The sequence below is a fragment of the Cryobacterium sp. TMT2-18-2 genome (assembly GCF_004402245.1).
GTDB classification, from domain to species: Bacteria; Actinomycetota; Actinomycetes; order Actinomycetales; family Microbacteriaceae; genus Cryobacterium; species Cryobacterium sandaracinum.
The window spans coordinates 40,841-62,905 of sequence record NZ_SOFU01000042.1 but is presented as its reverse complement, the minus strand read 5'-3'; the positions used below and the strand labels follow the sequence as shown (position 1 = coordinate 62,905).

The following is a 22,065-nucleotide window of genomic DNA, read 5'->3' as shown; positions in this document are numbered from 1 at the left end:
CCGGGAATCAGCCCTGCTTCGCCAGCCGTTTCTCCTTGGCCGCCCGGGATACCTGCGCGGTGACCACGATCACCAGGGCGAAGATGAACACCGCCGACGCGATCACGTTCGCCTCGGCCGGGATTCCCCGGGCGGCGGACACGTAGATGTACTTGGGGAACGTGGTGACGGCGCCGGAGTTGAAGTTGGTGATGATGAAGTCGTCGAAGCTCAGCGCGAAGGAGAGCAGCGCGGCCGCCAGGATGCCGGGCAGCAGGAGCGGGAAGGTGATCCGCGCGAACACCTGGGTTGCCGAGCCGTAGAGGTCCCGGCCGGCCTCCTCGAGCGCGGGGTCGAGGCTCGCGACTCGCGCCTTGACCGTCACCACCACGAAGCTGATGCAGAACATGGTGTGCGCCAGGATGATCGTGGACATGTCCTTCGGCACGCCGAGCGACAGGAACTGCGCGGCCAGGCCGGCGCCGAGCACGACTTCCGGCGTGGCCATCGGCAGGAACAGGAGCAGGCTCGTCTGCGACCGGTACCGGAACCGGTACCGCACGAGGGCGATCGCGATCATGGTGCCGAGCGTGGTCGCGGCCACCGTGGCCACCACGCCGATCAGGATGCTGTTGCCGAACGCCTCGCAGACGGCGCCGTTCTGCACTTGGCACACGTTGAGCCACTTGTCGAAGGTGAACCCGCGCCAGGTGATGTTGGACTTGAGCGAGTCGTTGAACGAGAACACGAACGTGTAGACGATCGGCACCATCAGGAAGATCAGCGCCAACACCGTGTAGAGCGGCAGCAACCACTTGCCCAGGGAGATTTTCACAGCAGCTCCTCCGTGCCCGACCGTTTGACGTAGACGCTCACGATCACCAGGATCACCGACATCAGGATGATCGACAGCGCGGCCGCCGCCGGATAATTCTGCAGCACCAGGAAGTTGGCCTCGATCACGTTACCGATCATCTGGGTGTCCGGCCCGCCGAGGAAGTCCCGGCTCGCGTTGATGTAGTCGCCGGCCGCCGGGATGAAGGTCAGCAGGGTTCCGGCCACGATGCCGGGCATCGACAACGGGATCGTGATCTTGCGGAACACGTCGAACGGATGCGCGTAGAGGTCGCTGCCGGCCTCGAGGTAGCGCAGGTCGAGCCGTTCGAGCGTCGTGTAGAGCGGCAGGGTCATGAACGGGATGAAGTTGTAGGTGAGCCCGAAGATGACGGCGAAAGCAGTGCCCGTGAAATGGGCATCCGGTGCCAGCAACGACAGAGCCTTGAGTGAGGTGATCACGAACGACTCGTCGGACAGGAGCTGCTTCCAGGCCAGGGTGCGCAGCAGGAAGCTGATGAAGAACGGGGCGATCACCAGCACCAGCATGAGGCTCTGCAGCAACGGCCAGGGCCGCGCCTTCACGCCGATGAAGTACGCCAGCGGGTAGCTGAACACCAGGGCGAGCAGCGTGGCGATCAGCGCGTAGCCGAAGGAGCGCATGATGTGCGGCCAGTAGGCCGTGATCACGTCGACGTAGTTCTCCCAGCGGAAGGCGTAGGAGTACTGGCCGACGTCGCCGAATTCCGAGGGGGCCTGGAACGACGTCAGCAGCAGCGAGACGAGGGGGGCCAGAAAGAACAGCACCAGGTAGAGGATGCCCGGCAACAGCAGGAGCAGCGCGACCGGGCTCTTCCGGCGCGGCGCCGGTTCGGGCGCGGTGGTGCTGGTGGAGAATGCCGCGAACGCCACCCTAGGCTCCCTCAAGCTCCGTGAGCAGGGAGGAGCGTTTCTGGGTCGCGATGCTCCGGGTGGTGTCGTCCGCCTCGAAACGGGGTTCCGCCGAGGCGTCGTCTTCAAGCCCGAAGCCGTGTTCGATGTTCCAGTCCAGCCAGACCTCGGACCCCTCATGGGCGACGGGGCCGAATGCCATGTTCTGCGCGAAGACGATGAGGGTGCCGACTCCGGCGACCTCGACCAGGTACTGGGTGCTGACCCCGCTGAACGAGACGTCGATCACCCGGCCGGGACCCATCAGGTTACGAGCGACGTCGGCGACGGGTTCGGTCACGTGCAGGGTCAGCTTCTCCGGGCGGACGCCGATGGTGACCTCGCCGGTGTGCCGGTGCGCGCGCGCCGCCGGAACCACGACTTTCTGGCCGGCCACGGCCACGGAGATGGCCTCGCTCGTGCTACCGACCACGGGGCCGGTGAACAGGTTCGACTGGCCGAGGAAGTTGGCGACGAACGCCGTGCGCGGCAGCTCGTAGAGTTCCTCGGGGGCGCCCATCTGTTCGATCCGGCCCTTGTTCATGACCGCGACGGTATCGGCCATGGTCATGGCCTCCTCCTGGTCGTGGGTGACGTGCAGAAACGTGAGGCCGACTTCCTCCTGGATGGTCTTCAGCTCGAGCTGCATCTGGCGCCGCAGCTTCAGGTCGAGCGCGCCGAGGGGCTCGTCGAGCAACAGCAGGGCCGGCCGGTTGACGATCGCGCGGGCGAGGGCCACGCGCTGCTGCTGTCCGCCGGAGAGCTGTTGCGGGCGGCGGGCGGCGAGGTGGTCCAGTTCCACCAGGCGGAGCGCCTCGTGGGCCTTGGCGACCGGGTCGTCGATCCGCCGGCGACGCAGCCCGAAGGCGACGTTCTCCAGCACCGTCATGTGCGGGAAGAGGGCATAACTCTGGAACACCGTGTTGACCGGACGCTGGAAGGATTTCTGGTTCGTCACATCCGTGCCCCCGATCAGGATGCGCCCGGCCGTCGGTTCCTCGAGGCCGGCCACCAAGCGCAGGGTCGTGGTCTTGCCGCAGCCGGACGGGCCGAGCAGCGCGAAGAACGACCCCGCAGGGATCTTGAGGTCGAGGTGCTCGATGGCGGTGAAGCCCGGGAACCTCTTCTGGATGCCCACCAGCTCCAGGTCGGCCCCGGCGCTGGCGAATTCTCCGTTGGCCATCCCTACGAGCCCAGCAGGATGCCCTGGAAGGCGGCGTCGTACTTTTGCTCCTCCGCGCCGGTCAGGGTGCGGAAGACGCGAGCCTTGGCCAGGGTCGTGTCGTCCGGGAAGATCAGCTGGTTGTTCGCGAGCTCGGGGTCGATCGCCATCGCGGCTTCCTTGGCGCCGGCAACGGGGGTGATGTAGTTCACGTAGGCGGCGACCTCGGCGGCAACGGCCGGGTCGTAGTAGTAGTCGATGAGTTTCTCGACATTCTTCTTGTGCGTGGAGCCGATCGGCACCAGGAAGTTGTCGTTCCAGAGGGTGCCGCCCTTGTCGGGGACCACAAACTCCCACTTGTCCCCGTTCTCGGCGTTGAGCTGCACGATGTCGCCGGACCAGACGATGGCGGCGAGGGTGTCCTCGTTGATGAGGTCTTCCTTGTACGCATTGCCCTTGATGTTGCGAACCTGGCCGTCGCCGACCTGTTTCTCCAGCACGTCGATCGCGGCGAAGAACTCGTCGTCGCCCCAGTCGCCCGCGATGTCGACACCCATGTCGAGCATGATCAGTCCCATGGTGTCGCGCATCTCGGACAGGACGCCGACCCGGCCCTTGAGGTCGGAGCTCCACAGGTCCTCGACCGACGCGATGCCGTTCGGAAGTTTCTCCTTGTTCCAGCAGATGCCGGCGAACCCGCCCTGCCACGGCACGCTCATTTTGCGGCCGGGGTCGAAGCCGACGTCTTTCAGGGACGGGAGCAGGTTTTTCAGGTTGGGGATGTTGGCCTGGTCGAGTTCCTGGGTGTAGCCGAACCGGATCCAACGGCCGACCATCCAGTCGGTCAGGCAGACGGTGTCGGCGCCGATGTCCTGGCCGAGGGCGAGCTGGTCCTTGACCTTGCCGTAGTACGTGTTGTTGTCGTCGACGGCCTCGGTGTACTCGACCTTGATGCCGGTTTCGGCCGTGAACGCATCCAGTGTGGGGTAATCGCCGGCGTCATCGACGTCGATGTAGAGCGCCCAGTTGTCCCAGCGCACGAGCTTGCTGCTGTCGGACTCGTCGGGGGCGGCGGTGGGCTTCGTGGCCCCTCCGGTCGAGCATGCGGCGAGCGCCAGGGCTGCGGCCCCGCCACCGGCTCCGGCGAGCAGAGCGCGGCGCCCCATCGTGGTCGCCCGGGCCTGACGGACCAGCTGAGCGATCATGGGATCTGCGGGCAACGGCCTGGGCTTCATGGTCGGGTCTCCTTGCACTTCTCAGCGGATGAGCTCTCACAGCTTTCATTGCGAGTTGCTAGATACTTGCACAGGAGCGCCCCCAGCGCACCCAAGAGTGACCAAATCGTTAATTTTTAGTGCGATCACGCACGAAATCAGCACTCTATGGCGACACTCTCATTCGAAATGAGCTGTTCGGCGGCGGTAGGATTTCGCTCAGGACAGAGTGGTCCACCGCACGGAGGTCCACCGCTGTGGGTTTGAACCACTTCGACGGAGATTTTCACCATAAGGGCCGTTTTTGGCCCCTAAAACGGGCTGTGCATCAACATCTCCGTCGAATTCGTTAGACAAGGGAGCGCCATGAAGGTCGCAGTTCCGGCAGAAATCAAGAACAACGAGTTCCGGGTTGCGATCACCCCGGCCGGCGTACACGACCTCGTGGCGCACGGGCACGACGTGTTGATCGAAACGGGGGCCGGGCTCGGCTCCGGGCTCAGCGACGAGAGCTATGCGGCGGCGGGCGCGACGATCATGCCGGATGCCGCGTCAACCTGGGCAGCCGCAGACCTGCTGCTCAAGGTGAAGGAGCCCGTGGCGAGCGAGTACGGTTATTTTCGTCCCGATCTGCTGCTGTTCACCTACCTGCACCTGGCCGCGGAACCCGCCCTGACCCGTGCGCTGCTGGAGGGCGGTGTTACCTCGATCGCCTACGAGACGGTGCAGCTGCCGACGCGGGCGCTGCCGCTGCTCGCGCCGATGAGCGAGGTCGCGGGCCGCCTGGCGCCCATCGTCGGCGCCAACGCGATGCTCAAGCCCAACGGCGGACCGGGCCTGCTCGTGCCCGGAGTGCCCGGAACGCATCCGGCTCGGGTCACCGTGCTCGGCGGCGGCGTGGCCGGCACGGCAGCCATGCAGGTCGCCCTCGGGCTCGGCGCCCAGGTGACCGTACTCGACACCAACCTGTTCCGCATGCGCGAAATCGACGCGCTGTACTACGGGCGGGTGCAGACCATCGCCTCGAACAGCTACGAGATCGACCGGGCGTTGGTGTTGTCCGACCTGGTGATCGGATCGGTCCTGATCCCCGGGGCGCGGGCCCCCAAGCTGGTCAGCAACGAGCTCGTGTCCCGGATGAAGCCGGGCAGCGTGCTCGTGGACATCGCTGTGGATCAGGGCGGATGCTTCGCCGACTCCCACCCGACGACGCACGCCGATCCGACGTTCACCGTGCATCAGTCCCTGTTCTACTGCGTGGCGAACATGCCCGGGGCCGTGCCGAGCACCTCCACCTATGCGCTCACCAACGCCACGCTTCCCTATGTTCGGCTGATCGCGAACCGAGGCTGGAAGGACGCGCTCCGCACGGATGCCGCGCTCGCCCTCGGCCTGTCCACGGTCGGCGGCCTCATCACCAGCGGCCCGGTCGCGAGTGCGCACTCGCTGCCACTCCGCGGTCTGGTGGACGCGCTGGCCTGATCCACGGCGGGGCCGACACCGCGGAACTGTGCTGCGGGACCGTGCTGCGGGACCGTGCTGCGGGGCTTCGCGGCCGGCGGCTACACGACCGGCGGCTACACGACGGGGGCCCGCAGCGTGGCCCTGTGCACGGCGCCGTCCGGGCGCAATATCCACACCCGACCTTGGTTGGGTGCCAACGGCGGAGGCAGGTCCCGGCGTCGGCTGATGGCCCGGTAGTCGGCCAGGCTGCAGCCGTCGAAGACCAGGTCCGCGTGCGGGCGCAGGGCACCCAGCAGGGACCACTGCGCCTGCCACGCGTCCACGTCGCCGACGAAGGCGGTGCCTGATTGTGACCCGCTCAGCCGGAGCGGCGGGCCTGCCTGCGCGGCCTCCGCCAACTCGTCGTGGGACACCGCGGCGAGGTCGACGACCCGCGCGCCGGGAACCGTTCCCAGCACTGCGGCCGAGCGGGACGGCGAGCCCGACACGACGAGAAGGGTCTGCCCGGGCCGCCCCAGGAGCGCGGCGGCATCCGCGAGTGGCTCGATGTCCCGTTGCGCCGCGACATCCGGGATTGCACCGCTCTGCTCCGGCGCGAGGAGCTGGATGCGATGGTCCTGCCAGCTCCCGCCGCCGGGCGGAAGGCGGTCGTCGAACAGGGCAGCCACTCCTCCGGCCGCGACGTGCTCGGCGACATCGGACAGGCGCAACACCAACCGTCTCTGGCACAGGGCAGGCAGGGACTGCAGCGAGCCGGTGAGCCTTTGCGCGGCGATGACGATCCGCAGGCCGCCCTCCGCGCCGTCGCGGATCAGCCCGGCGAGCAGTTCGAGGGCCGCCGAACGGTGCTCCTGGTCCCAGCGGGCGTGCACGCTATCGAAGTCGTCGAGTAGCAGCAGCCGGGCAGCCGGACTCCCGCCGGCGTCGAGGCATCGGCGCGCCTTGACGAGGCAGTCCCACACCGCCTCGACGTCCGCCCCGAGCAGCACGGCATCGCCAACGGTCGCAAACCCCGCCGCGACCGACGCCAGCGCCGTTGACTTGCCCGAGCGGGGACCGCCGAGCACGAGCAGGCTGCCCTCGGCGATCGGCTCGTAGCGGGCCACCCGGTAACGCTGCAGTTCCGGCTCGTCGAGCAAGCCCAGCAGACCACCGGGCGCGGCACGAGCGTCGGAAGCAGCACGGTCGTGCCCGGCCGCCACCGCGGCGCCGCCGAACGCGCTCTCGTCGACCGCCGTTCCGCCCGCGACGAGGGCGAGGAGGTCCTCGCGGCTCACCGTCTGAGGTAGCAGGTCGAGCCAGGGGCGCCGAGGGTTCGGCGCCTCGGCGTCCGCCGCTGCGAGGGAGCGGATCTCGCGCGGCGAGGTCGTCGCCACCTGGCAGAGCACGGGCCCCGAGGCGTCCGCGGCGATCAGGCAGCGGCCGGCTTGGTCCGCGCCGAGGGCCGCTGCGGCATCCGTGCCCAGCACCGCCACGCTGTCGGCGCGGTTGTTCACCCGCAGCGACACCCGAAGCGTGCAGTTGGCGAGCAGGGCGTCACGCACCACACCGGTGGGCCGCTGGGTGCAGAGGATCAGGTGCACGCCCAGCGACCGGCCCCGCGCGGCTATGTCGACGAACAGAGCGTGCAGGTCGGGGAATGCGGTGAGCATGGTCGCGAATTCGTCAACCACGATCACGAGCCGCGGAAGCACCCCGCCGGCATCCTGCATCCGCAGGTCCACGATGTCACGCGCGCCGGCACGCCCGAGTACGCGTTCGCGATACCGCAGCTCGGCGGCCAGGCTGGTCAGCGCCCGGGCGGCCTGGTGCACGTCCAGGTCGGTGATCAGACCCACGCAGTGGGGAAGGGCGCAGAGCGGGCCGAACGCGGCCCCACCCTTGAAATCAACCAGCAGGAACGTCACTTCGTCGGGGCCGGCCACCGCAGCCATCGCCGCCACCCAGGTCACCAGCAGTTCGCTCTTGCCGCTGCCGGTCGTGCCGCCGACGACTGCGTGCGGCCCTGCCCCGACCAGGTCGAGCGACACCTCCCCCGCTTCTCCCACCCCGATGACGCAGCGGAGGTTCCGCGATTGGGTCTGCCCATGCGGTGCCCGATACCCGGGCTGGAAGCCGGAGAGCTCGCCAAGGGCAACGGATGCGGGGACTCGCCGCGCATTCTGGACCAGTCCAGCCGCCGCGGCCCGGGCTCGTAGCACGCGGGCGACCACGATCGCCTGTTCGACGGTGATCAGCTCGGGCCGGAAGCCACTCCCCCAGGCGTGCACGCTGGAGCGCAGCACCTCGGCCCGGCCGGGACCCTGCACCCGCACGATGGTGTCGCAGCCCCACGGCAATTCAGCGAGAGTGCCGGCCAGGGCGACGACCAACCCCGACACCGGGGGTGGCCCCCAGGGTGCCCCGCCCGACGGCGTCCCGCCCGACGCCGCCCCGCCCGACGGCGCCTGGCAGATCACGAGGCGGCGGGCGCAGGACGGCCCGGTGTCGTGCGGGAGGGCGACCGACCATTCCCAACCGCGATCAGGCACGGTGAGTCCGACCTGGTCTGGGGCCAGGGAGCAGGCCAGCTGCACCAACAGGCCGCGGGCCAGCGCCTGCCCGAGCGACAGCGGTCCGACGATGCCGATACCACCGCCGGCATCGGCATCGATCGGTGCCTCGGTGAGCGTGGCCGCCCAGTCGCGCACGTCGCGATGCTCGTCGGGAGCGGCACCACCGTCGAGGCGTAGCCCGCTGGGCACCGCACCGGAGCCCAGGCTCACGTCTGCTCCCGAATCGGTCCAACGGATGGCGGCGTGCGGGGCGGCGACGATGCTGTTGGCCGAGGGCGTGCGCCGCCAGTGCGCGCGAAGCAGCTCCTCGTGGCGCAGGGCCACCTCGGCCCGCAGTGTCGCCAGTGCCCGCTCCTGGTCGAGGGCGTTGGTGCGCCGGACGCGGCGGCCCGTGCGCCGCGCGTCGAGCATGCCGGCCACGGCGATGACCGGGCCGAGTACCGCGAAGATCAGCACGAGGGCCGAGCCCGTGATCAGCCAGATCGCCCCGGCCGCGGCCAGCGGCGCCACGCTCGCGATCAGCGGGAAGCCAGGCGGCGGCAGGTCGGCCGGACGGGTGGGGAGGGTCAGCGGGACATCGGCTCGGATCACCGCGTCAGCCCATCACTCCGGGGGCAGGCACAACCGCACGCGCCGGCATCCGTACCGGGATGACGGCCGGTAGGGTTGGGGAGGAGCCGGCGCAGTGAGTCCGGATCGATCGGTTGCGTCGCTCACAGCGTCGAACCAATTCGACGGATAATTTCGTCTGAACTGCTTCTGCGGAGTATTTCCGTTGTTTGGGCGAAATCTCCGTCGAATTCGTTGGGGTCGAATTCGTTGGGGTCGAATTCGTTGGGGTCGAATTCGTTGGGGTCGAATTCGTTCGGGTCGACTGCGTCCGCAGCGGCGGCGGCTCGGTGCGGCACCGGCACCGGCACCGGCACCGGGCATAACCGCCTTGGAACACCCCAATCCGCGGACCTTCAGCGCCCACGGTCATTGGGCGCACTGATCTGGCCGGGAAGGGTCAGTTGGTGAGGGACTAGTTGAGGATGAAGAACTGGTCCGCGATCTCGATCCGGGAACCACGCGGCACCAGGTAGCGCCGGCCGGGTTCGCAGCGCACCGCCACCGCATCCGGGCGACGGATGATGGTGCCATTGCCCGAGAACCGGTCACTGACCCAGAACTCGCCGTCGTGCTGGCCGAACTCGAGGTGGCTCTTCGACACCGAACGGCCGAGGTCGTTGATCTGCACCAGGATGTCGACGCGTTCGGTCGGCTGGGGCAGCGGCCGGCGTCCGATCAGGCCGGTGCCGAGGGCCGAGATCGTCTCCCCCGTGCTGAACTGGAGCACGAACAGGGACGCGGAAGGGGCGGCGGCGGGTTCCGGAGCCTGGAGCGGCACGGCGGCGGGTTCCGGAGCCTGGAGCGGCACGGGGGCGGAAGCCTCCACCGGAACGGCGACGACTGGAATATCAGCCGGGACGTCAACCGGAGCCGAGACAACCGGGAACTCGACCGGGGCGGACACGACCGGCACCACGACCGGCACCGACACGACCGGCACCGACACGACCGGCACCGAGATCACGGAGCGCCGACGGAGCGGCAGGATGACCGTTGTGTCGCTGGGCCGAGGGTCCGGTCGCTTCCGGGTTAGCGGGGTGGCTGTGCTCGAGCTGCCGCATTCGCCGCAGAACATGGCGCCGACGGGAAGCTGCGCACCGCAGATCAGACAGTTCATGGGTGGGCTCCTCCCGGTGCAGGGCCGCTCCCGCGCGGGGCTGTTCGGTGAACGGATGCCCCTCCAGCGTACCGACCCAGCGAACGCAACGACACGAGGGCCCGAAGCCGGTCGGTGCGCCTGCTCCCCGCGTTGAGCGAGCGGCGCAGGTCGGTGACCGCGGTCCACACGTCCTCGGCGGCGGCATTGCCCGGCCGTTCCGGGGAGAACACGGCACGGTCAACGGCGACCGCCAGAGTCAGAGGTTCCGCTCCCGGCACCAGCGCGGCCAGTTCCGTGCGGGTCGCCCCCACCGGAACATCGATGCCGTGGTCCACGGCGGCGTCGGCGAATTCTCGCCAGCCGCCCCGAATCCGGTCGAGCGGTGTGGACCGGGTGCGGCGCAGGTAACGCCTGCGTGCCTTGGCCAGGGCGATCAGCAGGAGGGGTGAGATCAGCACGCCGAGACCGAGGAGTGTCCAGGCGGCGACGGTCGCCGCGGCGAGCAGGAAGACCAGCAGCGGGTTGGGCGGTTCCGGCGGGTCGTTGCTGGTGCTCTCCGGCGGGGCTGGCTCGCGCAGTTCCACCGGGTCGGGGAGGGCCGGGGGCACAACCGACTGTGGCCGGGAAACCACCGACGGGTCATCGGGGGCCCGAGCCGGGATGTCCCGCACGGCCGGATTCGGATCGATCGTGGCCCAGCCCTCGGTGGAGGAAACCTCAATCCACGCCGAGATGTCGGAACCGACGACGGGGACCGCCTCGGCCTCGGCGGCCGCCTGCGGCACGAAGCCGATGACGACCCGGGCCGGGAAGCCGAGCCGGCGCGCCATTAGGGCCGCGGCCACGGCGTACTGCTCGGCGTCGCCGAGCATGGGCTGGTCGGTGAACAGCTCGCTGATGCGGTCGGCGCCGTGCCCGGACCGGCTCGCCGGTTCGTCCGGGAGGATACCGTGGCTGATGTAACCATCCGTTTTCAGGCCGTCGAGCATGGCCTGCAGCTGCACACCGGGCGGGTCGCCGGCTTGCACGTAGCGGGCGAGCGCCTGATCGACCTCGTCCGGCAGAACGGCGGGCGCAGGCAGCACGGCGCTGCCGGGGCGCAGGTCGGCCAGGCTGTCCGCTGACCGCGGGATGACGCCCACGCTCCGGTAATTATCGCCCCGGACCAGCCCGGTGAGCACCGCGGCCGTGCCGCTGTTGTCGTTGTAGTAGAAGGAGTCGGAGCGCAGGATCCGGGTGGGGCCGGTGAACGTGATGCGTTCGAGCTGGCCGGCGCCGGGCACCCAGACGCCGGTGTAGCCCTCGACGGTCACCATGAGGGTGGCCGGGTCGCCGTCGACCAGGGACTGGTCGAGACGGTCCGGCAACCGGGTGAAGGAGCCGGACGCGCTGCTGACCTGGTCGCTGCCGACCGAGTAGACGATCCCGTCGTAGCTGTCCAGGGTGGCCAGGCGGAGGCGGCCGCCGCTCGGGAGGCCGGTCACCTCGAGGAGCACCGCATCCGCCCGCCCGGCCTGCAGGTAACCGCGGAACTCGCTCAGCGGGCTCGGGTAGGCCCGAGGGTCGAACGGCTGCTGCACCCGAGCGCGCAGCACGTCGCGCGGCACGTCGACCGGCAGCACGACCGCGGCCCCGGTTCCGGCGGCGATCGCCACCGCCACGATCACGGCGGCGCTGACCAGCCCGCGGGCCGCCGCGAGCCGCCGGTCGGACGACGACGCCGTGCTGCGGCGGGATTGCTGCAGGGCGAGCCGCACGCCGGAACGGCGGCGCATCCAGCGAAACCAGAGCAGCCAGAGCAGGAGCACGACGAAGAGGCCGAGACCGGTTCCGATCGGCATGGTCGCGACCGTCGGCCCCAGCACGATGCCGCTGACGAACAGGGTGGCGGGGGCCAGTGTGCCGAGCTCGCCGACCGGGGCGCGGAGGGCGACCGACAGCCCGATCACGGTGCTGAGTAGCACCAGGATGAAGGCTGGCACGAGCAGCGCCTGATAGGAACCGACCGGAAGCACGATGGTGACGAGCTGTTTCCAGCTCAGCGCGGTCGCGGCGAGCAGGTCGAGCAGGCCGTCCGGGGTGGGCAGGATGCCGCGCACCGCCCGACCGGGAACGGCCAGTGGCACCCCGGCGAGAAGGTAGACCCCCACGGTGGAAAGCGCCACCAGCCAGGTGCCCCAGCGGAACAGCGCCCCCAGTATGGCGACGACGGTACCCAGCCCGAAGGTGACGCCGACCAACACGATGAACTCGCGGCTCTGATAAACCGGCCAGAGCGAGGCGCTCGCGATCAGGGTCGCCAGGAGCAGCCCGACGGTGTTGCCGACGATGAAGCGCCAGTCCAGGCGGATGCTGCGGACCGCCATCCCGTCTCGGCGCGCGCCGCCCCTCCTCACCCCCCGTGCGCTCATGCCGCCTTCGTTCGGGCGAGACTGTGCTGGAGGTCGTCGAGGTAGCCGATGGTGAGCACACTCAGCTCGGCCACGCGGCGGAGGCTGGGGACGGTCTCCGGGGCGCAGATCACGGCGACCACGTCGACACCGGCCGGGAAACGGCTGGCGGCCGTGCGCACCTGGGTGAGGGTGGTGGCCGACCCGCACACCAGGAAGGCCACCGAGATGCCGGCCACGGTGTCCGCTGCGGCCCTGGCCAGCTCGCCGACCGGCAGGGCGGCCAGGGAGCGCTCCACGCCGCTCAGATCGTCGAGCAGCCGGGTGCGGGTGAGGGTGCTCAGCGGACGGAGTCCCGGCATCCGTTGTCGGCTGGAGTCCGGCGGCACCGCACTGGCGACAACGGAGACCGTGCGCGCGTCGCGGATGGCCCGCACCCCCAGGCTGCCGGCGACGCTGACGGCCATCTCGAATTCGTCCTCGCCGGCATAGTCGGACTCCGCCAGGCTGAGAGCGACCATGAGGTGGCTGCGGCGGGATTCCTCGAACTGGCGCACCATATAGCGGCCGGTCTTCGCGGTGCTCTTCCAGTGGATGGTGCGCCGCTCATCGCCAGGCACGTATTCGCGCAGCGCGTGGAACGAGACGTCGCTGTTGGTCAGGTCGCGGGTGGGATTGCCCTCAAGGTCACGGATGAAGCCCGTGCTCATGCTCGGGATCGAGACCGTACGCGGGTGCACGAACAGCGAGACCTGTTCGGCCCAGACGATCTCCCGGCGCAGCAGCCCGATCGGGTCGGCGCGCGCCGTCCGCACCGGACCGATCGGGATCACGCCGCGTCTGCGGGTCGGCACGATGAAGACGTCCGAGAAGTCCTCGCCGCGGGCGAGGCTCGGCATCGAGAATTCGGCCAGCCCGGAGCCGACCGGCACCTCGACGCCCACGCCCGGCAGCCTCCGGCGGGTCGGGTTCCGCACGCTCACCTGGCCGGGCACCCGCTCCCCCACGACCACCCGATCCACGGTCAGGTGCAGGTGGATCTCGAACGCGTTCCGACCGATCAGGAAACAGGATGCCGCCACCAGGAGCACGAGCCCGGTCCAGCCGACCACGATCAGCTCGGTCCAGCCCAGCGCATAGCCGAACAGGAACGAGACCCCCACGACCGCCAGGACGGCCCAGCCGAGCGGGGTGACCACGGACAAGACGGCACGCAGGGTGCCGGCGACACGAGCGCCGCATTCCCGCCCGAACCGGACTCCCGCCGCGACGAAGTCGGCCAGCCGACCGTCACCGGAGACTTTGACCGGCAGAGCAGCGGACGGCGCGGGCACGAGCAGCGCAGGCACGGTAGCTGTGCCTGCGCCCGGACCCGGCGCGATCTGCGTCACGCAGCCTGCCTGTCGCTGGGCGGCGGAGTCTCGATCAGTACCCGGGCGATCACACTGGAGGCGGTGACGCCGTCGAATTCGGACTCGGGGTCGAGCACGAGCCGGTGCGCGAGCACGGCGTCAGCCAGCTCCTTGATGTCGTCGGGCACCACGTAGTGGCGGCCGTTCGCGGCGGCGAGCGTCTTCGCGGTGCGGATCAGCGCGAGCGCCCCGCGCACGCTGACGCCCAGCCGCACCTCGGAGCTCGTGCGGGTGCCGTCGATCAGTCGCGCCACGTAGTCGTTGATGGTGGCGTCGACGTAGACGGTGCGGGCCAGGGCGGCGAGTTCGACGACGGTCGCCGCGGACACCACCGGGGGCACGGTCGCCTCGTGCGCGCGCTGCCCGGCACCTTCGAGGATGCGAATGGTCGAGGCGTGGTCCGGGTAGCCGATGGAGGCCTTCATGATGAATCGGTCCAACTGCGCCTCGGGTAGCCGGTATGTGCCGGCCTGCTCGATCGGGTTCTGGGTGGCGATCACCATGAACGGGGCCGCCACCGGGTGGGTGACGCCGTCGGCGGTGATCTGACCCTCCTCCATCACCTCGAGCAACGCGGCCTGGGTCTTCGGGCTGGCCCGGTTGATCTCGTCGGCCAGCACGATGTTGGCGAAGACCGGCCCGCGGTGGAATTCGAACGCCCCGCTGCGCTGGTCGTAAATGCTCACCCCGGTGATGTCACCCGGCAGCAGGTCGGGGGTGAACTGCACCCGGTTGCTGGTACCGCGCACGCTCTGTGCGATGGCGCGCGCCAGCGAGGTCTTGCCGGTACCGGGCACATCTTCGAGCAGCAGGTGTCCGCCGCTGAGAAGCGCGGTGAACGACATCCGGATGACGTGGTGCTTGCCCAGCAGCACCTGCTCGACCCCGATCACCAGTCGGTCGAAAACGTCGGCGAACTGGGTCGCCTGCTCCGCGGTCATCGTCATGGGGTGATCACTTTCGTTGGTTCACGGCGCATAGGTATAGGTCTGATTATTCACGGTCACCGCCAGAAGCACGGCGCCGGCCGGCGGGGGCGGCGCGTCGGTGCCGAACCTGCAGGTGTTCGGGGAGTCGGCATCCCGCGGGGTCACCGTGGCGTCGCCGGGCACCGAGCAGCTGTAGGCGGCGGGAAGGCCGTTGTTCTGAGGCCCGTTGGTCCAGCTGATGACTCCGGTGGCCGGGTCGTAGGCAAGCCCGGTCACGGTGAAGCTGACGGAGGCCTCGAGCGCGGTCAGCGTGCCCGACCACGGCCCGCACGAGCCCCAGTCGGTACAGGCCGAAACCTGATAACGCACGATCTCACCGAACGGGAGACCCAGAAGCTCGCGCGGCCAGCCGGCCCCGCCGAAGACGACCTCGGATCTCGGAACGACCCCGCCGGAGCCGTCGACCGCGCGCAGCCGGTAGTCCCGGATGCCCGAACTCGGGTTGATCCCGTCGACGCGCAGATCCCAGGCATCGCCCCGCGCCGCCATGGTGCTCTGCACATCGGTGACCGGTCCGGGCGCCGGGCGCACGAGTACGCTCGCCACCGCCGTCGGGGCGCAGCCGGCCTTGTTGTACCCCCAGACGGCGAAGTAGTAGCGGCCGTTGTCCGCGAGGAGGCTGTCGAACACGGTGCTGGTCGCGTCGCCGCCGAGCGTCCTCTGCTGGGCGACGATGCCGCCCTCTGTCGGTGGCCGAAGCTCCCCCGACGCGGACACCGTGCACGCCTGCGCACCCGTGGGAACCTGATCTTCGCGCAGCCGCTGCACGAAGTAGCCGCCGATGAGGGCGCCGCGGCCGTCGAACCCGTCCCACGTCACGGTCACCGCTCCGGCGGAGTCGGCCGCGCTGGCCGTGATCGCGCCGGCGCGGGCCGGGCCGAACGGCGTCGCGCTCCCGGCCGCGCTGTTCCAACCGGCCAGAGCCGGGTAGGCGTCGTTGCGGGCGCTGACCGTGAAGGGGGTGTTCACGCCGTTGACGAGGCCCATCACGTCGACGGAGCAGGTTCCCGCCGCGCAACTCGATCCGGAAGCGCTGACCTCCTCCTGGACGGCGCCGTTCCGGGTCACCACGTAGCCGCGAATCGCCGTCCCGCCGCCCACCGGGGCAACGATGTTCCAGCGCAGGCGCAGCCCGCCGTCGAGCGGCTCCGCAACCAGGCCGGTCGGCGCGGTCGGCACCGAGTCGGACCAGACCCGATCGGACAGCACGGTCGCCTCGGACAGCCCGATCCCATTCTGCGCGGCGACCGACACTCGCAGAGCATTGCCCTGGCCGTTGCCGGGCGTTGCGACCTGGCAGGACGTCGCTGAGCAGAGTGAGGTGGACAGCACGGCCCCCGACGCGGCGTCGAGGAGAGAAATCTGATACCCCGTGATCGCCGAGTTGTTGAAGGCCCCGGCGTTGAACGAGAGGGACAGGCCCCGATCGAAGAAGCCGGTGACGCGCAGGCTGGACACCGGATCGGGTTTGTCCTGCACCGAGATGCGCACGGTGCCCCAGGCGTAGCGGGCAGGGTCGTTCGTCGCGTCGGCCACCTGGTACTGCAGGGTCAGGTCGGTCGGCGCGGCGTCCGAGGCCACCCGGACCGACAGCCGACTTCGGTCCGTGCTGGGCGTGATGCTCACCCCGGCCGGAACGGCGCCGCCGTCCAGGCCGCGCACCGCGAGCACGCGCAGCGGCACGGACGGGAACGGATTGGTGGCGCCGTCGTTCGCGAGCACGTCGACGACGGTCGTGCGACCGCGGGGAGCGACCGCGGCATCCGTCACGGGGATGGCGACGGGTCGCGTTGACGCGACCACGCGCAGGTCGATCCGGCCGGCTCGGCCCTCCTGAACGCCGTCGCGCACGCCGATCGTGATCGTGCTCCGCGCGCCCTTCGGGGTGGATTCCGTGGCGCGCAGGGTGAGCGTCTGACCGTCGAGCGCGTAGCTGAAACCGGTCGGGAGCGGGTCGAGCACGGTGTACGCCAGCTCAGGCTGGTCGTTCGGGTACGGGTAACTGGTGAGTCGGGGCAGGTCGATGACCTTCTCCTGATCGGGCTCGAACTCGAGCACCGCTCCACTGAAGCCGGGCGGCTGGTTCTCGCGGGGCGTGACCTCGATGGGCAGCACGATGGTCGCCGTACGCCCATCCGGGTCTTCAGGCCCCGAACCGTCGGTGACCTCGAACGAAATGGACGCCGGCCCGAAGTATTTGTCAGTGCTCGTGAACGCGAGGCCGGTGTCGTTCCGGGCCAGGTCGGCCCCATCCGAATGCGTCGCCCGCACGAGGCTGCGGTCGGTGAGGCGCACCTTTTTTCCGCCGACCGCGACGACGTAGTCGTTGATGTCGATGGAGAGCAGCGCCTCGCTCTGCACGGTCAGCGGTGGGGCACCGCGGCGCACCTGGGGTAGGGCGTCGTCGGTCCCGGGAACCCAGATGAACGCGTAGGACACGATGCTCGCGTCCTCCGGGTGGGCCACCGCGAACGGGATGATCTGGCTGGTCGGGCCCACTGTGACCCGGATGCGCCGGGCCGGCGTCACCTCGGCGATTCCCGAGAAACGCTCGGGCACCGTCAGAGCCAATGCGGCGGCCGGCCCTTCCGCGAAGAAGACGTTGGCCAGCACGTCGACGTCGACGGTCCGGGCCTCGAGCACGTCGGACAGCGGCACGTGGGTGTCGCGTGCATCCGGACGCGAGCGCGGGGCGTCCTCGCGGACCACGACCGTGAGGAAGGTGGAACTCGTTCCGCCCCGCACGTTCTGGATTTCATAGATGAAGCCGTAGCGACCCGGTGTCACGGGTGAGGTCACGGCCACGGTGTCGCCGTCGACGACGGCGGTGCCGGGGTCGGCCTGGCCGCTCGCCTCCACGCCGGTGATGCTCAGGGTGCCGCCGTCGGGGTCGGAGTCGTTGCCGAGCACCCGCACGGCAACCGTGCTGCCGGGGCGCACCACGACCTCGTCCGGAGCGGCGACCGGGTTGCGGGCGCCGTCGAGGCGCGGGCTGATCCCCACCCGCACGGTGCCGACGGCCCGGGCCCCGAGCGCGTCGACCACCGAGTAACTGAACGTGTCCGTGCCGGCCGAGTACTCCCCGGCCGTGTAGTCGAGCGAGTCCACGCCTGTGACCGTGACCGACCCCTTCTCCGGACTGGTCTCCTGGCCGACCAGTTGCACGGAGTCGCCGTCGGGGTCGATGCCGGACAGCGGGATCGGGATGCTCACCGTGTCCCCGGCGAGCACGCGGGCCGTCACGGTTTTCGGCACGGGGGCGCTGTTCGAGGTGGGATCGGCTTCCCGCACCGCGATGCTGACCTCGGCGTTCGCGAACTGGCCGTCCGGGGCGTTCACTCGGTAGACGGCGGTGACGTTGCCGGCCGTGTCCGGCGCCAGGAACCGCAGCACCCGGCCCGAGACGAAGAGCAGACCGCCGCCGGCGGGCAGTTCGGTCGCGAGCTCCGGCGCCAGGGTGAGGGTGTCACCCTCGGGATGCTCGTCGTTCGCGAGCACGGGGATGTCGATGGCGTCGCCGACGCGCACGGAGATCGAGTCCGGCACGGCGATCGGGGCCTGCTTCTGGGCCGGCGGCGGGATCTCGATCACGGTCACCGTGCCCGCGGCGTCGGCGAGGCCGTTGCTGACCCGGTAGCCGAACACGGCCGTTCCGCCCTCGAGGGGTTTGGTCAGGGTCACGCGCAGGATGCGCTGGTCGAGGATCTCGATTCGAAGCCCGCTGTCGGCGGGGACATCCGTGATGCCCGTCACTAAAAGCACCCCACCGGCCGGATCGGAGTCCGTGGCGAGCACGTCCACGAGGGTGGCCTGCTGGCCACGGATGAAGGCGGTGTGCGGCACGGTGACGGGGGCGCTGCTGGCGTCGGGCGCGGCCGTCACGTTCACGCGGATGCGTCCGGTGGCGGTGAGTTCGCCATCCGTCACCGCGTACTCGATCTCGTGCACCCCCACCACGCTGCTCTGCAACCGGAAGGTGCCGGCGTCGAAGTCCGCGGTGATGTTCACCTCGGGTTTGGCCGGCACGCTGCTCAGACGCAGCGGCGCCGATCCGCCGCGCACATGCTCCAGCGGCAACACGGTCACCTCGCTGCCGGCGGTCGCAAGCACCACGAACGCCTCGGCGACGATGGGCACCGAGCCGCTCGGCCGCACCATCACCGAGAGCGCGCCGGCCCCGCCGGCACGGCCGTCGGAGACGGTGAGGCCCACCGTTTTCGCGCCCCCGCCCGCGCCGGCATCCGTGTAGACGACGGACCCGGCCGGCGTGAAGCTGACCTGGTCCGGTGCGGGAGCGGTCGCCGCCGCCAGATAGAACGGGTCGCCGTCCGGGTCGACCCAGTCGCCGAGCACCGCCGTGGTCACCCGCCCACTGGCGCGCACCGTGGTGTTCGTCGTGCGGGCCTGCACGGGTGCGGCGTTCTCCTCAGGGGAGCGCACCGCGACCGTGACCGTGGCCGAGGCGCTCCCGCCGCGCCCGTCGTCGATGGTGTAGTCGAAGCTCAGTGATCCGGATGCCTCCGGCGTGAGGGTCAGCTGCACCTGCTGAGTGTCCGCCACGAGCTCGAGCCGCCCGGCCGACTCGGGCACGGGGGTGAGCGCCGAGATCACAAGCACGTCGCCGTTGGGGTCGAAGTCGTTGAGCAGCACGGGCAGGGTGACGGTGCGTCCCGGCCGGCCGCCGAAAGCGTCGTCGACAGCGACGGGTGGCACCTGGGACTTCTCGAACTCCGGCGGGGTGTCGTCAGCCGCCTGCTCGACCTGCTGCTGATCGGGGTCGGTGTCGATCAGTTCGGCCCAGTTGTCGATCAGTTCGTTGTCCCGCTGCACTGCCCAGGTCGTGCCGTTGCGGGCGTCGTTCAGCACGAGTCCGGTTCCGTTCCGCCGGAAGGCCAGCCGGGCGTCCCCGGCGAAGCCGGACAGGGTGGCGGTGGCGCCGTCGCTTCCGGTGCCGCCTTCCGCGCCGTCCGCGCCGTCCGCCGCGCAGTCGCGCCAGACGGTGCCGTCCGACCAGGCGGCATGGGCGCAGGAGGCGTCCTCGACGGGCGCGGCGGCGTCTCCGCTCCGGCCGGTGACGAGCGGGGTCAGGCGGCCGCCGGCACGGGGCACCGCAATGAGCCCCTCACGGTGGGCGATGAGAACGCGGTCGCCCGTCACGCTCGGCTCCGACAGGACCGGCTCATCCCCGGAACGGATGCTCCCGGAGAGGTCTTCAACCCCCTCCGCCTGGAACAGTCGCCGGCTCGACGCGTTGAGCAGCGCCCACCGGCCGTCGACGCTGGTCAGCTGGTAGCTGTCATCCGTTTCGCCGGCCGTGAGCGTGACCGTGCTGGTAATGGTGTCCGCGGTGAGCAGGTCGACCTGGGAGAGTTCCCCCGTCGCCGGCGTGAAGGCGAACAGCACGCCGGCCTCGTCGACGCTGACCACGGAGCCGGCACCGAAGGCCAGCGTCGGCTCAGTGGTGCTGTCGAACTCGGAGAGCTGGCTCGCGGCCACGCTCCAGACGTCGCCGTTCGCGGTGACCACCGCCCGGTCGCCGGCCAGGAAGACCGAGGCAGCGTCCGGCGGCAGGGCGACGCTGTCGGCCACCTCCGCGGTCGCGGGGTCGAGGATGTCGAGGGCGCTGTTGCCACGGTCCAGCACCAGTACGGTGGCGCCCCGTTGCACCACGTCGAGGCTGGTGCTTCCGGCGCTGATCACCGTGTTCAGTTCGAAGACGGCCGTATTGGCTCGCCCGACGACCTGGCGGGCCTCGTTACTCACCCAGACGGCCGCGTCTCCGAGGTCGAGGCGCTGCGCGGTGTACCCACCGGAGACGATGGCCACGGTGGCAATGACGGCCACGACCACGGTGCCGCTGAGCGCGGTGGCGAAGAGCGAGCGGTGGCGGGTGAGCCAGCGACGGATCACCCGGCGCCGCCGGACGCGCCCGGAAGGCCGGTATCGACGCATTTTTCCCCGCTCGGAGCACCGAGCTTGCCGTCCCGGTTGACCGTGACGGTCGCACAGACCCGAGATTGTCCCTGTGGGTCGACCCGGAATTCCGTTCCCCGCTGGATGCTGCTCTGACCGCTGCGCAGGGTCACCACGAACGTGTCGCCGTCCCGGACCCCGGGGTCGGCCCAGCTGAACACGATGGTTCCGGAGCGGAGCGCGCCATCCACATCACTGACCAGAGGGATGTCGGTGCCGGCCTGGGTCACCAGCACGGTCGCCGCCGTGGTCGCCAGTCCCACGATGATCACCGCCGCTGACACGAGTCCCCATACCGTGAGCGTGCGCCTCCGCTTCTTGGGCCGGGTGGTCACAGTGTCCCCCTGCGGGCCGGTGGTCAGCTGCCCGGTACTCAGCAGTGCCGAGGTCGCCGAGCGCGCGCCGAGGCCGGTTGGCGACGCCTTCCGGCGGCGGCGGCCGGCGTAGGCGTCGACTGAGTTGATGCCCGTGATCCGGGTCCGGTCCTCCTGGTCGGCGAGGGCAGCGACGGCCCAGCTGTCCTGCTCCACCTCGAGAGGCGTCTGCGCGAGACCGAGTTCGGCCTCCACCGATTGAAGCTCTCGGATGAGTTCCAGCACGCTCGGCTGCCGCAGTTCCGGCCGCCGCGACATCGAGCGATTCAGGATGGCGCCGAGCCGGGCCGGCACGTCGGCGCGGTCGAGCGGCGGCACGCGGGCCTTGTTGATGCGGGCCATCATCTGGGCCGAACCGTTCTCGGTACCGGCCACCTCGAACGGGGACCTACCGGCCAGGAGCGAGTAGAGGGTGGCGCCGAGCGACCACACCTCCGAGGCGACCGACCCGGAGATCTCGCCGAGCAGCACCTCAGGGGCCGACCACGGAATGGAGAGCCCGATGGCGTCGCTCCTCTCGGCCTCGCCGAGGGTTGCGGCGATCCCGAAGTCCGACAGCACCGGGTGCCCATACGCGGTGACCAGGATGTTGGACGGCTTCAGGTCCCGGTGGAGCACCCCGGACCGGTGCGCGGTCTCGACGGCGCTCGCTATCTTCACACCGATCCGCAGGGTATCCGGCACGGAGAGCGGTTCATTACGGTAGCGCTGGCTGAGGGTCGAGGAGCAGTACTCCATGACGAGATACGGTCGACCGTCCGCGGAGACGCTCGCCTGGAAAACCGTGAGAATCGACGGATGCGAGCTTAGCTGGGCCATCAGGTTGGCCTCGGCCTGGAACAGCTGGCGCACGTGATCGTTGACGATCTCGGACAGCAGTACCTTGACGGCGACCTGGCGCCTGGGCATGTTCTGCTCGTAGAGGAACACGTCGGCGAAACCGCCGGATCCGAGCGGACGGAGATAGGAGAATCCCGGTAGGTTCGGCGGCGTGGAGGGTAAGCGCCGTGCCATGTCGCCTCCCGGTGTCAACATTAGTGCGGGTCGTGCGTGAGTAGGCGCAAATCGACCGGGTGAC

13 protein-coding genes are annotated in these 22,065 nt (G+C 69.8%); 1 reads left to right on the top strand and 12 read right to left on the bottom strand.

Annotation, left to right across the window (positions count from 1 at the left end; translation table 11 throughout):
• Positions 1–7: 7 nt before the first annotated feature.
• The 4 genes from E3O22_RS15065 to E3O22_RS15050 are packed head-to-tail and all read right to left on the bottom strand — an operon-like array spanning position 8 to position 4,140.
• Positions 8–814 carry an ABC transporter permease gene (locus E3O22_RS15065; protein ID WP_174720144.1) on the bottom strand — a complete coding sequence of 269 codons (807 nt, stop codon included), beginning with the start codon at positions 812–814 and terminating at the stop codon, positions 8–10.
• Entirely contained in the window at positions 811–1,725 is a 915-nt protein-coding gene (locus E3O22_RS15060; RefSeq protein WP_134396403.1) for an ABC transporter permease, read from the bottom strand. The genes E3O22_RS15065 and E3O22_RS15060 overlap by 4 nt, the downstream gene beginning before the upstream one ends.
• A gap of 1 nt (position 1,726) precedes the next feature.
• A complete protein-coding gene (locus E3O22_RS15055; RefSeq protein WP_134396405.1) occupies positions 1,727–2,926 on the bottom strand; it encodes an ABC transporter ATP-binding protein in 1,200 nt (399 codons plus the stop codon).
• Between the two features lie 2 nt (positions 2,927–2,928).
• Positions 2,929–4,140, bottom strand: a complete 1,212-nt coding sequence (locus E3O22_RS15050) for a spermidine/putrescine ABC transporter substrate-binding protein (RefSeq protein ID WP_134396407.1) — start codon at positions 4,138–4,140, stop codon at positions 2,929–2,931.
• Positions 4,141–4,485: 345 nt separating this feature from the next.
• Here E3O22_RS15050 and ald point away from each other — a divergent pair, with 345 nt between their 5' ends.
• Positions 4,486–5,601 (top strand): alanine dehydrogenase, encoded by a 1,116-nt coding sequence (gene ald, locus E3O22_RS15045; protein ID WP_134396408.1) that lies wholly within the window; start codon positions 4,486–4,488, stop codon positions 5,599–5,601.
• Between the two features lie 95 nt (positions 5,602–5,696).
• On the opposite strand, the gene E3O22_RS15040 is transcribed toward ald, so the two are convergent.
• From E3O22_RS15040 to E3O22_RS15005, 8 genes are all read right to left on the bottom strand, one after another.
• Entirely contained in the window at positions 5,697–8,729 is a 3,033-nt protein-coding gene (locus E3O22_RS15040; protein WP_134396410.1) for an FtsK/SpoIIIE domain-containing protein, read from the bottom strand.
• Between the two features lie 122 nt (positions 8,730–8,851).
• Positions 8,852–9,064 (bottom strand): hypothetical protein, encoded by a 213-nt coding sequence (locus E3O22_RS15035; protein WP_134396412.1) that lies wholly within the window; start codon positions 9,062–9,064, stop codon positions 8,852–8,854.
• A gap of 98 nt (positions 9,065–9,162) precedes the next feature.
• Positions 9,163–9,867, bottom strand: coding sequence for an FHA domain-containing protein (locus E3O22_RS15030; RefSeq protein WP_134396414.1), 705 nt, complete (start codon positions 9,865–9,867; stop codon positions 9,163–9,165).
• Positions 9,864–12,260 (bottom strand): transglutaminase domain-containing protein, encoded by a 2,397-nt coding sequence (locus tag E3O22_RS15025; RefSeq protein ID WP_241976681.1) that lies wholly within the window; start codon positions 12,258–12,260, stop codon positions 9,864–9,866. The genes E3O22_RS15030 and E3O22_RS15025 overlap by 4 nt, the downstream gene beginning before the upstream one ends.
• Positions 12,257–13,630: a DUF58 domain-containing protein gene (locus tag E3O22_RS15020; RefSeq protein WP_241976680.1), complete on the bottom strand. Its 1,374-nt coding sequence runs from the start codon at positions 13,628–13,630 to the stop codon at positions 12,257–12,259. Before E3O22_RS15020 ends, E3O22_RS15025 begins: the two co-directional genes overlap by 4 nt.
• Positions 13,627–14,598, bottom strand: coding sequence for a MoxR family ATPase (locus tag E3O22_RS15015; RefSeq protein ID WP_134396416.1), 972 nt, complete (start codon positions 14,596–14,598; stop codon positions 13,627–13,629). The genes E3O22_RS15020 and E3O22_RS15015 overlap by 4 nt, the downstream gene beginning before the upstream one ends.
• A gap of 21 nt (positions 14,599–14,619) precedes the next feature.
• Positions 14,620–20,550, bottom strand: coding sequence for an Ig-like domain-containing protein (locus tag E3O22_RS16000; RefSeq protein WP_166784673.1), 5,931 nt, complete (start codon positions 20,548–20,550; stop codon positions 14,620–14,622).
• On the bottom strand, positions 20,547–22,001 hold the full coding sequence (locus E3O22_RS15005) for a serine/threonine-protein kinase (RefSeq protein WP_134396417.1): 1,455 nt from the start codon (positions 21,999–22,001) through the stop codon (positions 20,547–20,549). The genes E3O22_RS16000 and E3O22_RS15005 overlap by 4 nt, the downstream gene beginning before the upstream one ends.
• Between the last annotated feature and the right edge of the window lie 64 nt (positions 22,002–22,065).

Excerpts from the sequence above, each read along its gene's own strand:
- E3O22_RS15005 (WP_134396417.1), bottom strand. The coding sequence starts at position 22,001 with ATGGCACGGCGCTTACCCTCCACGCCGCCGAACCTACCGGGATTCTCC.
- E3O22_RS15050 (WP_134396407.1), bottom strand. The coding sequence starts at position 4,140 with ATGAAGCCCAGGCCGTTGCCCGCAGATCCCATGATCGCTCAGCTGGTC.
- ald (WP_134396408.1), top strand. The coding sequence starts at position 4,486 with ATGAAGGTCGCAGTTCCGGCAGAAATCAAGAACAACGAGTTCCGGGTT.
- E3O22_RS15015 (WP_134396416.1), bottom strand. The coding sequence starts at position 14,598 with ATGACGATGACCGCGGAGCAGGCGACCCAGTTCGCCGACGTTTTCGAC.
- E3O22_RS15030 (WP_134396414.1), bottom strand. The coding sequence starts at position 9,867 with ATGAACTGTCTGATCTGCGGTGCGCAGCTTCCCGTCGGCGCCATGTTC.
- E3O22_RS15055 (WP_134396405.1), bottom strand. The coding sequence starts at position 2,926 with ATGGCCAACGGAGAATTCGCCAGCGCCGGGGCCGACCTGGAGCTGGTG.
- E3O22_RS15025 (WP_241976681.1), bottom strand. The coding sequence starts at position 12,260 with ATGAGCGCACGGGGGGTGAGGAGGGGCGGCGCGCGCCGAGACGGGATG.